The organism is Labrys neptuniae, from assembly GCF_040797145.1.
Taxonomy (GTDB): Bacteria; Pseudomonadota; Alphaproteobacteria; order Rhizobiales; family Labraceae; genus Labrys; species Labrys neptuniae.
The window spans coordinates 112,262-127,021 of record NZ_JBFNQD010000005.1; the positions used below are offsets into that span (position 1 = coordinate 112,262).

At 65.1% G+C, this 14,760-nt stretch carries 13 protein-coding genes and 1 pseudogene; 10 read left to right on the forward strand and 4 right to left on the reverse strand.

Features of this window, described 5'->3' with window-relative positions; translation table 11 throughout:
• Positions 1-5: 5 nt before the first annotated feature.
• A complete protein-coding gene (locus ABXS05_RS16520) occupies positions 6-767 on the forward strand; it encodes an SDR family NAD(P)-dependent oxidoreductase (protein ID WP_367624884.1) in 762 nt (253 codons plus the stop codon).
• Positions 768-817: 50 nt separating this feature from the next.
• The gene (locus ABXS05_RS16525) at positions 818-1,615 is read left to right on the forward strand and encodes a phosphodiesterase (RefSeq protein ID WP_367624683.1); all 798 of its coding nucleotides are present in this window, start codon (positions 818-820) and stop codon (positions 1,613-1,615) included.
• A 92-nt stretch (positions 1,616-1,707) separates the two neighbouring features.
• Here ABXS05_RS16525 and ABXS05_RS16530 read toward each other — a convergent pair whose 3' ends face one another.
• The gene (locus tag ABXS05_RS16530; protein ID WP_367624684.1) at positions 1,708-3,795 is read right to left on the reverse strand and encodes a caspase family protein; all 2,088 of its coding nucleotides are present in this window, start codon (positions 3,793-3,795) and stop codon (positions 1,708-1,710) included.
• Positions 3,796-4,045: 250 nt separating this feature from the next.
• Here ABXS05_RS16530 and ccoN point away from each other — a divergent pair, with 250 nt between their 5' ends.
• The 8 genes and pseudogenes from ccoN to ccoS form a co-directional block, all read left to right on the forward strand.
• Complete coding sequence (gene ccoN, locus ABXS05_RS16535) at positions 4,046-5,704, forward strand: cytochrome-c oxidase, cbb3-type subunit I (protein WP_367624685.1); 1,659 nt, start codon at positions 4,046-4,048, stop codon at positions 5,702-5,704.
• Between the two features lie 4 nt (positions 5,705-5,708).
• A complete protein-coding gene (gene ccoO / locus ABXS05_RS16540) occupies positions 5,709-6,464 on the forward strand; it encodes a cytochrome-c oxidase, cbb3-type subunit II (RefSeq protein WP_311936760.1) in 756 nt (251 codons plus the stop codon).
• Position 6,465: 1 nt separating this feature from the next.
• Positions 6,466-6,636 (forward strand): cbb3-type cytochrome c oxidase subunit 3, encoded by a 171-nt coding sequence (locus ABXS05_RS16545; protein WP_311936764.1) that lies wholly within the window; start codon positions 6,466-6,468, stop codon positions 6,634-6,636.
• A gap of 3 nt (positions 6,637-6,639) precedes the next feature.
• On the forward strand, positions 6,640-7,509 hold the full coding sequence (ccoP, locus tag ABXS05_RS16550) for a cytochrome-c oxidase, cbb3-type subunit III (protein ID WP_367624686.1): 870 nt from the start codon (positions 6,640-6,642) through the stop codon (positions 7,507-7,509).
• Positions 7,506-7,727, forward strand: coding sequence for a hypothetical protein (locus tag ABXS05_RS16555; RefSeq protein ID WP_367624687.1), 222 nt, complete (start codon positions 7,506-7,508; stop codon positions 7,725-7,727). The genes ccoP and ABXS05_RS16555 overlap by 4 nt, the downstream gene beginning before the upstream one ends.
• A 10-nt stretch (positions 7,728-7,737) precedes the next feature.
• Positions 7,738-8,526, forward strand: a complete 789-nt coding sequence (locus tag ABXS05_RS16560) for a DUF2189 domain-containing protein (protein ID WP_367624688.1) — start codon at positions 7,738-7,740, stop codon at positions 8,524-8,526.
• A complete protein-coding gene (locus tag ABXS05_RS16565; RefSeq protein WP_367624689.1) occupies positions 8,523-10,772 on the forward strand; it encodes a heavy metal translocating P-type ATPase in 2,250 nt (749 codons plus the stop codon). The genes ABXS05_RS16560 and ABXS05_RS16565 overlap by 4 nt, the downstream gene beginning before the upstream one ends.
• A pseudogene (gene ccoS, locus ABXS05_RS16570) lies at positions 10,769-10,924 on the forward strand (cbb3-type cytochrome oxidase assembly protein CcoS); the annotation flags it as partial. The gene ABXS05_RS16565 and the pseudogene ccoS, both read left to right, overlap by 4 nt.
• Before the next feature lie 61 nt (positions 10,925-10,985).
• Here the strand turns inward: ccoS and ABXS05_RS16575 are convergent.
• Genes ABXS05_RS16575 through ABXS05_RS16585 form a run of 3 tightly spaced genes read right to left on the reverse strand, consistent with a single transcriptional unit; the run spans position 10,986 to position 14,756 of the window.
• Entirely contained in the window at positions 10,986-11,843 is an 858-nt protein-coding gene (locus ABXS05_RS16575; RefSeq protein ID WP_367624690.1) for an alpha/beta hydrolase, read from the reverse strand.
• Positions 11,840-13,828, reverse strand: a complete 1,989-nt coding sequence (gene fhuB, locus ABXS05_RS16580) for a Fe(3+)-hydroxamate ABC transporter permease FhuB (protein WP_367624691.1) — start codon at positions 13,826-13,828, stop codon at positions 11,840-11,842. The genes ABXS05_RS16575 and fhuB overlap by 4 nt, the downstream gene beginning before the upstream one ends.
• Positions 13,821-14,756: an ABC transporter substrate-binding protein gene (locus tag ABXS05_RS16585; RefSeq protein WP_367624692.1), complete on the reverse strand. Its 936-nt coding sequence runs from the start codon at positions 14,754-14,756 to the stop codon at positions 13,821-13,823. Before ABXS05_RS16585 ends, fhuB begins: the two co-directional genes overlap by 8 nt.
• Between the last annotated feature and the right edge of the window lie 4 nt (positions 14,757-14,760).

A 14,760-nucleotide genomic window follows, 5' to 3' on the forward strand; every position in this document is an offset into this window, starting at 1 on the left:
TCCACATGCCGGCTGAACGGCTTGACGGGCGCACCTGCCTCGTTCTCGGTGCGACCAGCGGCATCGGTCGTGCAACCGCCCTTCGCATGGCCCGGGAAGGCGCCGCCATCGTCGTGATCGCCGGCCGCCGGCAGACGCTTGGTGCCAGGCTCGAGGAAGAACTGCAGCGCTCAGGGGCGAGGAGCCTGTTCATCCCTGCCGACGTCACGCAGGAAGACGATCTCGCCAGGCTGACGGAACAGACGATGCGACGGTTCGGCCGTCTCGATGCCGTGTTCAACAATGCGGGTTTCCAGGAGAGACGGGCGCCGCTGGCGGAACAGAGCGACGGCGTCTACGCGCAGGTATTCGATACCAATGTACGGGCCATGTTCCACGCCATGCGGCATGAAATCCCGGCGCTCATGGCCTCGGGTGGCGGGGCGATCGTCAACAACACCAGCGTCAGCGGCATCCGAAATCCCAATCCGGGTCTGGCGCTCTATGGGGCCTCCAAGGCGGCCGCCATTGCGCTGACGCGTGCCGCGGCCATGGAATATGCCTCCAAGGGCATTCGGATAAACGCCATCGCGCCGGGCCGGGTCGTCACGGACATGATGCTGTCCTCGGGCATCGCGGACATGCGGAGTGTCGCAGCGGGATTGCCGCTTCGCCGCATGGGGCACCCGGAGGAAATTGCGGCAGCGGTCGTCTGGCTGCTTTCAGGCGAGGCGAGCTATATCGTCGGCCATGTGCTCGGTGCGGATGGTGGTTTCCTGGCCGGCTGAGAAGGGCCCGACCTTCCAGGGCGTACCGCGGCTTTAGATGAGGTTATTGAGTGCTGATCGCCCATTTGTCGGATCCCCATCTGCGGGAAAAAGGCCATCTCTATCAGGGACTGGTGGACTCCAATGCCATGTTCGACCTAGCGATGGAAACGCTCGAGGCGCTCAGGCCGGAGCCGGACATCGTGATCATCGGCGGCGATCTGGTCGATGAAGCATCCGAGGCCGAATATGAGACCGCCCGGCACGCGCTCTCCAGGTTGCGGCAACCCGTTTTCGCCATCCCTGGAAACCACGACGAGCGGGAAGCCTTCAGGACCTGTCTTGGTGAAACCGGAAGCCTGACGGCGGCCGGCCCCCTTCATTTCGACACGGGCACCCGATGGCCGGTGCGTGTGATCGGCTTCGATGTCACTGTCCCCGGCCAGCATCACGGCGACATCGATGACGCAGCGATGCTCTGGCTCGAACAGACACTGTCAGAATACCCGGACCAGCCGACCGTCATCCTGATGCACCAGCCCCCGATCGACATCGGCATCCATTTCATCGACGCCTATAAATGCCTTCGTGGCGAGCGGCTTGCCGAGCTCTTGCTTCGCCACGGCCATATCGAACGCGTCCTGTGCGGGCATGTTCATCGTTTCGCGCAGGCGCGATTCGCCGGAACCATGCTCATGACCGCGCCGAGCACCGCAACCTCCATTGCGCTCCGCCTTGCGGCGGATTCCATACCGGCCTCCTATGTCGAGCCACCGGCCTTCCTGTTGCATCATTGGCGGCCCGGACATGGCCTGCTGACCCATTGGGTGCCGATCGGAAACTTCCCGGGACCGCTGCCTTTCTTCTGAGCGCAAGTCTTCCGAACGCAAGTCTTCCGAGCATAAGCCGGATCGGGCCGGTTCGCGAAGCCGATGGGCATTCGCACCCGAACGCGCTTCGATCAGTCATTTCCAACGTAGGAAACCCTCTCCTGGGCCACGCGGGCCTGCTGTTCCCCAGGCAGCGTCGAAAAGGCCAGATCGACGAGCGCCCGTCCATGCGGTAGATCCCACGAAAACCACGGACCGGACGGCATCACCACGGGCGACAGCCCCGTCGACGAGGCAATATAGCCGGGCATGGCCCGAAACCCGGATGGTATCGCCGCCAGGTTGGTCTCCTTGCCGTCGGAAAGGTCATACACCGTCGACGATGTTCCGGCGCTGGCAAGCACGAAACGCCCCGTCGGATCGAAGGAGGCGTCCATCACCATGCCCTTGGCGGACAAGACCTTCTTCTTGGAACGAATATCCCAGACCATGAAGTCGGCCTGTCCGCTGAAGCCATTGTCGGGCATGAGCGTGAGAGCGACGTAACGCCCCGCGGGGTCATAGCCCAAATGTGTCACCGACTTCGCGGAAACCCGATCGATCAGCGTCAACTGATGCTCTTTCAGATCATAGGTCGCAATCACCGGCCCTTCGGGCTGCTGGCTCGATGAGAGCAGCAGGAGCAGCTTGTCGTCACCGATATACTTCACCGCCGGAGACTGAGCGACGTCCGCAACGGGCGCGAACGCGGCACCGTCGAAGGCTTCGACGACATTGCCCGTGCGGGCATCGAGGATCTGAAGAATCTTCTTGTCCGTTGCGGTTACATAAAAGAAGCGCCCATCGGGACTGAAGCCGACATCGAAGACCCATTTGCGCTGGCCGAGCAGGCCGCCGGCGGCCTCATGCGCAACCACGGTCTCGAAACGCTTGACGCCCGTGGCCATATCCCATCCGGCAACCGTTCCATTGCCGAAGCTCAAAAGGAGGGTGCCGTCAGGACTGAACCTGGCGCCATGGGCCTCGTTTGCGGGATATTCCGCCACCGGGCGCAGCAGAACCTGACGTGACTGGGACCAGAGCTCCAGGCTCGAGGCACCGTTCTCGAGCAGGCGAAACACTGCGACCTGGTCACCGTTGATGTCGCCAAGGGGCAAGCCGTTCACCGGCAGTTTCGACATGCTGGCATGCATGGCGGAGAAGACGGCGAGATAGGCATCCGGAAATGCCCTGAGCGTCGCCTCGCTGGGCTCGGCCGGCAATCCCTTCAAGGCGGCAGCCAGCGCGGCTTGCCGGCCCTCATGCGTCCATAGGAGCTTCAGCGACAGGTTCGCCCAGTTTTGCGACACTGCCTGGGCCTCGGCCAAAGTCTGCTCGCCGTCGAGCTTGAGCTCGCGGGTGAGCGAGGACTTCATCCAGGGAGTCTGGGCCCATGTCGTCTGCTCGCCCACGGCGTTCGTCACCTCGCTCATCACCCGCTGGATCGAATAGCCCGGCGAAAGGACCCTGTGAATGAAAGCATCCGTAAAGGGGCTGAGATCGCCGTCGCCGTCCACGGCGACCGAATTGGGCGAGGTCGAATAGGCCACCATCAGGCCGCGGGCCTGCGGCGCAGCGGGCCTCGGGACGGGCGCCTTGCTTGCCACGACCTGGATGCCGCGGCCGGTGGATACCGACAGGCCTTCCCGGCCCCTGGGCGCCAGCGGATTGTTTCGGCAGGCGTCGAGGAACACGAGTGTCGCGGCGGCCCGACGCTGGATCTCGTCGACGATCGGCTGCACGGGCACAAAGCCCGTCTTGAGGTTTCCCGCCCGCGCATTGACAGCGACGAGATAGTTCTCGTCATCGACCTGGATGCCGTGGCCCGAATAATAGAACAGGCCAATCGCTGCCTGCGACATCCGGGCGCTGGCGCGCGTCAGGCAGGCCTGCAATTGCCGGTCCGAGGCATCCGTGACGAGGAGGACCTCGAAGCCGAGCCTGCTCAACGTCCTGGCGACCGCGGCGGCATCGTTGGCGGGGTTGGCGAGCGCCGGCAGGCCATGCCGATAGGCCGCATTGCCCACGATCAGCGCCACGCGCTTGTCGCCGCTGTCGCGGCCCGCCGGAATCTCACGGCAAACGCCGGCCTCGGGCATGGCAGCGTGTGCCCCCGCGATGACGCCGAATTGGAGCGGGATCCATACAAGCAGGCACAGGCGGATGAGCAGGTTGGGCATTTTCTGCAGTCGATCGATCAGATGAGGCCCCCGACGTTCTATAGCCGGAATTGGACCGCCTGTTCCAGCCGCCCCTTCTCGGACCACCGATCAACGCCGCGATCAAGCTGCAATCCTGTGAACCGGCGCACTTCCTCGCCTCGACCTTGATCTACATCAAGGGAGAACTGCCGGCGATCTGCCAAGCGTCAATCCTCGAGCCTGACCCACCGGTCCGGCAACGGAGTGGAAGGCCGATGGAGCCGATGGCATGATCTCCCGCCTCACCTTGAGCGAACGCCAGCTTTCCCTGGCGATTGTAGTCCTGCTTGGCGTCTTCGGCCTGGCGATGGCGATCGGCGGCCGCGGCGAGCCGCTGGGGGTCCACGGCTTCATCGTGCTGGTCGCGGCCCTGGGCTTCATCTTCGCATTGATCGGGCATTACTTCGATCCCGAGCCGCCGGCTTCGCAGCTGGAGGAATATTATGACGATCCCACCCGGGTCGGCATCGTCCTCACCATGATCTGGGCCGTCGTCGGCATGTTCGTCGGGGTGTGGGTGGCGGCACTCCTGGCCTGGCCGGACCTGACCTTCGATGCCGCCTGGGCGAGCTTCGGCCGGCTTCGCCCCGTCCATACCAGCGGGGTCATCTTCGGCTTCGGCGGCAATGCTCTGATCGCGACCTCCTTCCACGTCCTGCAGCGCACCTCGCGTGCCCGGCTGCCCGATCAGGTCAGCCCCTGGTTCGTGCTGCTCGGCTACAATCTGTTCTGCATCGTCGCCGCCAGCGGCTACCTGATGGGCGTGACCCAATCCAAGGAATATGCCGAGCCGGAATGGTATGCCGATCTCTGGCTGGTCGTCGTGTGGGTCGTCTACTTCTCGATCTTCATCCGCACGCTGGCGCGCCGCAAGGAACCGCATATCTACGTCGCCAACTGGTACTACATGGCCTTCATCCTGGTCGTGGCGGTCCTGCATATCGTCAACAACCTCGCCGTGCCTCTTTCGCTCGGCTCGACCAAGAGCTATTCGCTGTTCTCCGGCGTTCAGGATGCCATGACGCAATGGTGGTACGGCCACAACGCGGTAGCCTTCTTCCTGACCTCCGGTTTCCTGGGCATGATGTATTATTATCTGCCCAAGCGTGCGGGCCGGCCGATCTTCTCCTACCGCCTCTCGATCATCAGCTTCTGGGGCATCACCTTCCTCTATATGTGGGCGGGGTCGCACCACCTGCACTACACCGCCCTTCCCCATTGGGTGCAGACCCTCGGCATGACCTTTTCGGTGATGCTGCTGGTCCCCTCCTGGGCGTCTGCCGGCAATGCGCTCGCCACGCTGAACGGGGCCTGGCACAAGGTCCGCGACGACGCCACGCTGCGCTTCATGATGGTCGCCGCCGTCTTCTACGGCCTGTCGACCTTCGAAGGCTCGTTCATGGCCATCCGCCCCGTCAACGCGCTGTCGCACTATACGGACTGGACCATCGGCCATGTCCATGCCGGGGCTCTCGGCTGGGTGGCGATGATCACCTTCGGCTCGATCTACGCCCTGGTGCCCTGGATGTGGAAGCGCGAGGCCATGTGGTCGCCCAGGCTCATCGAGCTGCACTTCTGGCTCGCCCTCTCCGGCACCATCATCTACGTCTTCGCCATGTGGAATTCGGGCATCATCCAGGGCCTGATGTGGCGCACCTACAATGACAGCGGCACGCTCCAATATTCCTTCGTCGAAAGCCTGGTTGCGATGCATCCCTACTACATCGCACGCACAATCGGCGGCCTGTTCTTCCTGGCCGGTGCAGTGGTGGGCTCCCTCAATGTCTGGATGACCATTCGCGCAAGCCAGGCCGAAGCCGGGCGCAGCGGCGAACAGGACGTGCCGGCCCAAGATGTGCCGAGCCTTGCCTCGATGCCGGCGGAGTAACGACATGCCTGAAATTCACCGCAAGCTCGAGCGCAACTCCATCGCCTTCCTGGCTGCCATCCTCGTCGTCTCATCGATCGGCGGCTTCATCGAGATCGCTCCCCTTTTCACCATCGATCAGACGGTCGAGAAGGCGCCGGACATGCGCCTCTACACGCCGCTGGAACTGGCAGGGCGCGATATCTACATCCGCGAAGGCTGCTATGCCTGCCATTCCCAGATGATCCGCACCCTGCGCGACGAAGTCGAGCGCTACGGCCCCTATTCTCTTGCGGTGGAGTCGAAATACGACCACCCGATGCTGTGGGGATCCAAGCGCACCGGTCCCGATATCGCGCGTCTCGGCGGCAAATATTCGGATGCCTGGCACGTGGCCCATCTCATCAACCCTCGGGCCGTGGTGCCGGAGTCGGTCATGCCTAGATATGGCTGGCTGGCAGCCAACGCCTTGAAGATCGACGGTCTGTCGCTCAATCTCGCCGCCCAGCGCACGGTGGGCGTTCCCTATACCGACGCCATGGTCAAGAACGCCACGGCGGATGCCTATGGCCAGGCCTCACCGGATGCCGATGCTTCCACCGGCGTGAAGGAGCGCTATGGCGAGGCCACCAATGTCCGGGATTTCGACGGCAATCCGGGCGAGCTGACCGAAATGGACGCGCTGGTCGCCTATCTGCAGATCCTCGGCCGGCAGACCGACATTCCCTACAAGCCGGCGGCTGGCGCGAAGCAGCCGCCGCCGACCGTCGCGGAGAAGTGAGATGGATTTCGATCACCAGAGCGTCGTCGCCTTTTCCAAAAGCTGGGGCCTTTTCTACCTCGTCGGGCTTTCCATCGCGGTCACGATCTACGCCCTGTGGCCGGGCAAGAAGGCGGAATTCGACAGGGCCGCAAACAGCATCCTCGATACGACCGATCAGCCGGGACGGTAAGCCATGCAGGAAGGCAAACGCGACGGCGTCACCGGCCGCATGACCACCGGCCATGAATGGAACGGCATCGAGGAACTCGACACCCCTGTGCCGAAGGTGGTGCTCGTCTTTCTCGCCCTTGGTTTTGTGTTTTCGCTGATCTGCTGGCTGCTCTATCCGGCCTTTCCGCTGGTCACGACCTATACCAAGGGCCTACTCGGCATCGACCAGCAGCAATTGGTGACCGACCAGGTCAAGCAGGCAGCCGTCGAGCGCAGCAGCTGGGAGGCGGAGATCGCCTCCAGGGACTTCGCCGCAATCGAGGCTGATCTCACCCTGATGCAAAAGGTCAGGGAAACCGGCCAGACACTCTTCCGCGACAATTGCGCGGCCTGCCATGGCGCCAAGGCGACCGGCGGCCCCGGCTTTCCCAATCTGACCTCGAAGAGCTGGCTGTGGGGCGGCTCGCCCGAAACCATCGCCGAGACCATTCGCATCGGCATCAATTCGGGCCACCCCGACACAAGGGTTTCCCAGATGCTGGCCTTCGGCCGCCAGCACGTCCTCGATGCGGCGAAGATCGAGGATGTCGTCGCCTATGTGCAGTCCCTTTCCGGCAAGCAAGGCGACAGCACGCAAATCAAGGCAGGGCAAGAGGTGTTCGCCGCCAACTGCGTCGCCTGCCACGGCGCCAACGCCAAAGGCAAGACGGATGTGGGAGCGCCGGATCTGACCGATCGGTTCTGGATCTATGGCGGCGACAGCCAGGCCCTCTACACCACGATCTATGCCGGCCGGCAGGGATATATGCCGCAGTGGGAAGGCCGCCTGTCGGAGACCAATCGCAAGATCCTGGCGCTCTATGTCTCGACGCTCGAGGCGGCCAAGCCATGACCGGACGATCGACCGGCCCGCAGTCCCGCCTGGATACCCGCCCCTGGCGCTTGGCAGCAATCATGCTGAGCGCCCTGATCGTCGCCGTGTTCGTCGGCGCCAATGCGCATCTGATCTACGTGGCCTTCGCCTCGCGGCCGGATTGCGTCGCCCATGACAGGGCAACGGGCGAAGCACGCGATGCCGGCTCGTTCGGCGCCGCCCAATCCTCATGCTGAGGGGGATTCCATGATACGTTCCAACGGCCAGCTCGAAACCCTCCTGCCCTCGGCGGCGGAAAGGCGCCGGCGGCATCTGCCGGCATCGGCGGCGTTCGGCTGGCTCGTCGCCGGCTGGCGCGACCTCATCCAACGGCCCGGCCCCAGCCTGGCCTATGGCCTTGTCGTCTTCGCCGTTTCGATCGCCATCGTATGGGCACTCGGCGCGCTCGGCCTCGATTACATCCTCTTCCCGGCGCTGGCGGGCTTCATGGTGCTCGGCCCGCTGCTCGCCATCGGTCTTTATGAGAAGAGCCGCGCCATCGAAACCGGAAGCCCGTTCACGCTCTCCCGCATGATGTTCGTCAAGGCCCGCTCCGGCGGCCAGGTGCTCTATACCGGAGCGATCCTGTGCCTGCTCATGCTGGTCTGGATGCGAGCGGCGGTGATCATCTACGCCCTGTTCTTCGGCTATCGCCCCTTCCCGGGTCTCGACCACGTCGCCGAAATGCTGTTCACCACGCCCATCGGCTGGGCCATGCTGCTGACCGGTACTGCCATCGGCGGCCTCTTCGCCGCCTTCGCCTTCGCCATCAGTACCTTCTCCATTCCCATGCTGCTCGACAAACCGGTCGACGCCTTCACGGCCATGGGCACGTCGATCTCCATGGTGTTCCGCAACCTGCCGGTCATGCTGATGTGGGGCGCCATTGTGCTGGTCCTCTTTCTCGTCAGCCTCGCGACGGGAATGCTGGGGCTGATCGTGATCTTCCCCCTGCTCGGCCACGCGACCTGGCACAGCTACCGGGCCATCGAATGAGCTGCTGTGCCCATGGCGTCGAGCTCACCGCGGCCATCGGGCGGGCGAGTTCCCAGGACGAGATTGCGCTGGCCAGCCGTGATCTGGGCAACGGATCCTGGCAGACCAGCCTGTCCGTTCCCGGCATGCATTGCGGCACCTGCATCCAAAGCGTCGAAGAGGCCCTTTCGCGGCTTCCCCAAGTCGAACGCGCCCGCGCCAACCTGACCACCCGCCGCGTTGCCGTCACCTGGCGCGGCACGGCGCCGCCCGACATGATCGCCGCCCTGGCGGCCGTGGGTTACAAGGCGCATCTCGACGAGGCCGAGGAACGGACCTTCGATCCGGAAATGGCCCGCCTGATCCGTGCCCTGGCCGTCTCGGGCTTTGCGGCCATGAACATCATGATGCTGTCGGTCTCGATCTGGTCCGGGGCCGAGGCGGAAACCCGGCAGGCCTTCCACTGGATATCGGCGGCCTTGGCCTTGCCCACCCTGATCTATTCCGGCGGCATCTTCTACCGCTCGGCCTGGGCCGCGCTGAGGCGTGGCCGCACCAATATGGACGTGCCGATCAGCATCGGCATCACGCTCGCCTTCGGGCTCAGCCTCTACGACACGCTTCACCATGGCCACCAGGCCTATTTCGACGCAGCCACCAGTCTGATCTTCTTCCTGCTGATCGGCCGTACCCTGGACCATGCCATGCGCCAACGCGCGCGAGGGGTGATAGGCTCCCTGATACGGCTCTCTCCCCGCGGCGCGACCGTGGAGCGTTCCGACGGAAGCCGGGATTATCTGCCGATCGGCGAGATCGAGCCGGGCATGGCGATCATCCTCGCCGTTGGCGACCGCGTCCCGGTGGACGGGCGGGTCGTGTCCGGAACCTCCAGCCTGGATTGTGCCCTGGCGACAGGAGAAAGCATGCCGGTAGCCGTGACGACCGGCTCCTTCGTCCAGGCCGGCGCGCTCAATCTGAGTGCGCCCGTCAGGCTCGTCGCAGCGGCGCGTGCGCGAGACTCCTTCCTCGCCGAAATGACACGCCTGATGGAAGCCGCCGAAGACGGGCGGGCCCGCTATCGCAGGATCGCGGACCGGGCCGCCCGCCTCTACTCGCCGGTGGTGCATCTTGCTGCCTTCCTCACCTTTCTTGGCTGGATGGCCGTGAACGGGGACTGGCACAATGCTACCAGCATCGCCATCGCCGTACTGATCATCACCTGCCCCTGCGCGCTCGGCCTTGCCGTTCCCATCGTCCAGGTCGTCGCCGCGCGGCGTCTGTTCGACGCCGGCATCATGATGAAGGACGGATCGGCCATCGAACGCCTCGCCGAGGTCGAGGCCGTCTGCTTCGACAAGACCGGGACCTTGACCATCGGCACGCCCCGCGCCGATCTTCGCGGCGTCGCTCCCGAGGCCCTGGAGATCGCAGGCCTGCTGGCGCGGCATTCGAGCCATCCGGTGTCCCAGGCCATCGCGATGGCAGCCCCCGGCGCCGCAGGACGGCACGCCGATCTCTCGGAGGTGAGCGAGCAGGCCGGGCTCGGCCTCGAAGCCCATCTCGACGGCCAGCGCTATCGACTGGGCCGGGCCAGCTGGGCTCTCGATGCACAGAGCGCCGCTGATGGCACGGTCCTTTCGTGCAATGGCAAGGAGATCGCCCGCTTCGCGATCGCGGAAACCTTGCGCCCGGGAGCCGTCGAAACGGTGAAGCTCCTGCGCCATGCGGGACTGTCCGTCACGATCCTGTCCGGCGACAGATCGAGTGCCGTTGCCGGTATCGCCAAGGCCCTGGACATCGAGGATTTCGCTGCCGGCCTGCTGCCGGGTGACAAGGTGGCCCGTCTCGCCCAGGCAAAGGCCGAGGGGCGCCGCACGCTGATGGTGGGGGATGGTCTCAACGATGCCCCTGCCCTGTCGGCTGCTCATGTTTCGATGGCCCCCGCAACCGCGGCCGACATCGGACGCAGCACAGCCGATTTCGTCTTTCTCTACGACAGCCTCGCAGCCATTCCCGCGGCCCTCGACATCGCGCACAAGGCCGGCCGCCTGGTCCGGCAGAATTTCGCGATCGCCATCGGCTACAACGCACTCGCCATCCCCGTCGCAATGGCCGGCTATGTCACGCCTTTGCTGGCCGCGCTCGCCATGTCGGTTTCGTCGGTCATCGTCGTTGCCAATGCGCTTCGTCTTCGCCCTGCCGGCCACACGATCGAAGAGGAGGTCGCGCCGAGCGCCGAACGCCTGCGCATGGTGGCAGCAAAATGAACAGCCTCGTCTTCCTCGTCCCGATCGCGCTCATCCTCGGCGCAGCCGCGTTGGGCGCCTTCTTCTGGTCGATGAGCAGCGACCAGTACGAGGATCTCGATGGGGCCGGCGAGCGCATTCTCTTCCATGACGACGACAGGCCCGCGGCAGGCTCCGCCCCGTTGCGACTGGGGAGCCTGGAGGCCAAAGGCCCCGTTGCACGTTCCGCAGGGCTCAGGATGGACCGAACGCCAGGCGGATCGCTTGATTGACGGAGCCAGGCAGGACCGACATGTGGTTTTCGCCTTCCAGCAGGTGGAAGGAGGCCGCGAGACCCGGCACGCTCGCCAGGCGCTCGGCCATGGCTCGCGCATTGTCGACAATCCGGCTTTCCTCATAGCTTCGCGCGCGTTCGACCGCGTCGCTCGCGCCGACCTGGAATGGTGCCAGGCGCTGTTCGTACTCGCCCGCCATCACTAGCACGCGCCCCGGAGGTTTCGCATCCGCGCCCGCCGCGAAACGTTCCGCTTCAGCCACGATACCCGCCCCTTCCCACCAGATCGCTGGACTTGCCGCGATCCAGGCCGAGAAGGCTTCCGGCTTGCGAAACAAAGCATGCAGGACGAACAGGCCGCCGAAGGAGTGCCCGAACACAGCCTGTCTCTTGCCGTCGATGGGCGCGCGGGACGCGATCTGGGGCTTGAGTTCGTCCTCGATGAACGCCAGGAACTCGTCGGCGCCGCCGGTTCGCACGTCCGGGCCGCCCTCGGTGTGGGGCGGATAGGTCTTGCCGGGCGGCGGCCCCATGTCCCAGGATCGACGCACGCTGTCATAGGCTTCCGGCGTCGGATAGCCGATACCGACGAGGACCCCGGGCATGATGCCGGTGCCGCGCGGATAGCTCGACTGGACACGCAGGATATCGACCGCCGTCCCGACAATGGCGTTGGCATCGAGGAAATAGAGGATCGGCCAGCCCTGCGGCGGCGGCGTTTCCTTGGGAATGCGCAGGAAAATGCGATAGGGCGGCATTTTCGACGCCGGAACCAGATCGAAATGGATGGTGTCTGCGATAAGGGCTGGTGAGCTCATGAGGATGGCCTTCGCGCTAGGAGCCAGATCAGACAGGGGCCTCCGATCAGGGAGGCTGCCAGACCGGCTGGAATCTGCCGTGGGAATACGATGGTGCGGCCGAACCAGTCGGCGGCGACCATGACCAGTCCGCCCAGGATGGCTGCCCCCACCAATTCGGCCAAGACCTGGCGCATGCCAAGACGGCGCGCCAGATGCGGCGCCATCAGCCCTACGAAGCTCAATGGCCCGACGATCAGGGTCGCCGCGGCGGCAAGGAGGGCGCTCAGGGCCAGGGTGAGGATATGGCTGTGCGTGGGATTGAGACCGAGAGCGGACGACACGCCCCTGCCAAGGGGCAGGATGGTCAGCATTCTCGCCGTCAGCAACAATCCGCCAAAGAGGAGGAGCGCTGCCGCGATGCTCACGAGAGCCGCCGTGGCATCCACCGCATAGGTCGAACCCATCATCCAGTTCAACAGCAGCATCGCACGCGGGTCTCCGCCGGCCATCAACACGTTGATCACGGCATCGAACATGGCGCCGAACGCGATGCCCGCGATCAGGGCCCTGTCGGGGCTTGCCTTGCGATCGAGCGCCAGGATGGCGGCCAATGCGGCAAAGGCGCCGACCGAGGCTGCAAGCAATTGCAGGCCCGGCCCGACCGCGGGCAGGGAAAACAGGGCAATGGCAAGGCCGAAGGCCGCACCCGCGCTGACCCCGAGAACCTCGGGGCCGGCCATGGGGTTGCCCGTCAGGCGCTGAAGCAGGCACCCTGCCAGGCCCAGCATCACGCCTGCGGCCAGGGCTGCAATCGCGCGCGGCAGGCGCAGCGCCACAAGCCTGTCGAGCTCCTGCCCCAGGCTCAGATGCCATCCATCGCCGTCGCGCCCAACCGTCGTGGACAGCGCCAGGAGGATGACCCCGAGGAGCCCGAGGGCAATGAGACGGCTCCTGGTCGTGGACGTCAGCAGAGCCTTTTCCACCGCGGCAGGCGGGGGCACCAGCGGAACGCTCCTTTGCTGCATGAGCAGGACGATGAGCAGAGGCGCGCCGAGCAGGGCCGTGACGGCTCCCGTCGGCAGGCTCAGGCCCGACAAGGCGTCTGCCGACTGGACGGCCTGGTCCACGAGCCACAGCAGGCCGGCCCCCATCGCCGTCGACCAGGCCAGTTGATGCTGTGCGCGCCGGGCACCGAGAGCGCGGGCGAGCCCGGGAGCCGCAAGGCTGACGAAACCGATGACACCGACCGCGCTGACGACATTGACGCTGAGCACGACGGCAAGCGACAGGGCAGCCAGCCTTGCCGTGGCGACGGAAAGCCCGAGACTTCGCGCCTTGGCGTCATCCAGTCCCAGCAATGCCAGGGGACGTGCGAGCATACCGGCGGCCAGCGCGGCAGCCACGAAGACAGGGGCGAGCTTGGCAGCCGCCGTCCAACCCTGCTGGCTGAGCGAGCCACTGCCCCAGATGAAGAGCCCGGCGAGATACTCGGTCTTGAACAGGGTCAGCATGGCCGCGAAGGCCGCGCAGAAGAGCCCTGTCACAAGCCCGGCCAGAATGACGGAAATCGGCGCCAGGCCCCGTCGCCACGACAGGGCCAGAACGCCTGCCGCCGCCAGCGCGCCGCCAGCCAAAGCGGGCCAGACCCGCCCGAAAGCGAACAGCCAGGGGGCCCATAGCATCGCCACGCTCAGGGCGAGGCTCGCCCCGGCCTCGATGCCGAGCGTGGTGGGAGAGGCGATGGGATTGCGCAGGGAAAGCTGGCACAGCGCGCCGGCCAAGCCCAGGGCAGCCCCGCACAGGAGGCTGACAACCAGGCGCGGCAGGAAGCTGTAGGCAAACAGCATCTGGGAGGTATCGGTGACGTTGCGCATCGACAAGGCATCGAGCCAGGCCCCCAAAGGCAAGTACTCGGCCGCGCGCCACCAGCTCAAGGCTGCTGCTGCCGCAAGCAGGCTGGCGGTAAGGGTGGCAGGGCCTGCCCGCCGTGCGACCTCACCCATTGATGTTTTCGACATCTGCAAGATGGCTGCTCAGCAACGTGCCGAAGCGCATCGCGGAAGGCAGCATTCCGAAAGCCGATGCGGCAGGCAGACGATGGATGCGCCCGGCGCGAACGAACGGCAGGCTGTTCCACACGGGGTTGGTTTCGAGGCTTTGGAGGATGCCCGGAGCAACCGGTTCGAAATAGAAAAATCGGCTTTCGGGACTGGCGGCCAGATCCTCCAGCCCGATGGTGGAAAAGCCCCAATAATTGGTCGGCCGTGTCCAGCCATTGGCAAGGCCGCAACGGTCGATCACATCCTGGAACAGGCTGCGCTGGCCGTAGATGCGCAGATGCCCCTCGTCGAGGAAGTTGACGATCAGCACCGGCCTGTCGGCTGCCTTGCGAAGACGGGAACGCAGTTGCGCCATTGTCGCCGCCCCCCTGGCAACCAGGGCTTGTGCCTGGCTGTCGCGTCCGAGCACGGCGCCAAGCCGGAGCGTCTCCTTGATGCTCAGTTCATAGGGGTGCCCCCCCGGCGGGGCGTAGATGGAGAAGGTCTGTGTGGGGGCAATACGCGCCATCACGGGTTCGATCGCAGCCAGGTAAGGCGTCGTGATGATGAGGTCCGGCGCAAGCCGCACCAACAACTCGAGATTGGGCTCTCGGTCGGTCCCCAGATCGGTGATGCCCGCGGGCAGGCGTGGTTCGACCACCCAATCGTTCCAGGCTTCGACCTGCGGCATGGCGACCGGCGTCACGCCCAGGCCGAGCAGGGTTTCGGTCAAGCCATCGTCGAGCGAAACAATGCGCGTGGGATAGGGAGCCGATTGCAAACCCGTTGGCGCTGCCGAGGCGGAACCGAGGCCAGATGCGAGCGCGGCCAGCCCGCCGGTCAGGACGATCCGCCGGCTGGGCGAGAGACAGGAAGCTTTGCCGGATTCCAAGGCG

Excerpts from the sequence above, each read along its gene's own strand:
- ABXS05_RS16520 (WP_367624884.1), top strand. The coding sequence starts at position 6 with ATGCCGGCTGAACGGCTTGACGGGCGCACCTGCCTCGTTCTCGGTGCG.
- ABXS05_RS16530 (WP_367624684.1), bottom strand. The coding sequence starts at position 3,795 with ATGCCCAACCTGCTCATCCGCCTGTGCCTGCTTGTATGGATCCCGCTC.
- ccoN (WP_367624685.1), top strand. The coding sequence starts at position 4,046 with ATGATCTCCCGCCTCACCTTGAGCGAACGCCAGCTTTCCCTGGCGATT.
- ccoO (WP_311936760.1), top strand. The coding sequence starts at position 5,709 with ATGCCTGAAATTCACCGCAAGCTCGAGCGCAACTCCATCGCCTTCCTG.
- ABXS05_RS16545 (WP_311936764.1), top strand. The coding sequence starts at position 6,466 with ATGGATTTCGATCACCAGAGCGTCGTCGCCTTTTCCAAAAGCTGGGGC.
- ccoP (WP_367624686.1), top strand. The coding sequence starts at position 6,640 with ATGCAGGAAGGCAAACGCGACGGCGTCACCGGCCGCATGACCACCGGC.
- ABXS05_RS16555 (WP_367624687.1), top strand. The coding sequence starts at position 7,506 with ATGACCGGACGATCGACCGGCCCGCAGTCCCGCCTGGATACCCGCCCC.
- ABXS05_RS16560 (WP_367624688.1), top strand. The coding sequence starts at position 7,738 with ATGATACGTTCCAACGGCCAGCTCGAAACCCTCCTGCCCTCGGCGGCG.
- ABXS05_RS16565 (WP_367624689.1), top strand. The coding sequence starts at position 8,523 with ATGAGCTGCTGTGCCCATGGCGTCGAGCTCACCGCGGCCATCGGGCGG.
- ABXS05_RS16575 (WP_367624690.1), bottom strand. The coding sequence starts at position 11,843 with ATGAGCTCACCAGCCCTTATCGCAGACACCATCCATTTCGATCTGGTT.
- fhuB (WP_367624691.1), bottom strand. The coding sequence starts at position 13,828 with ATGGGTGAGGTCGCACGGCGGGCAGGCCCTGCCACCCTTACCGCCAGC.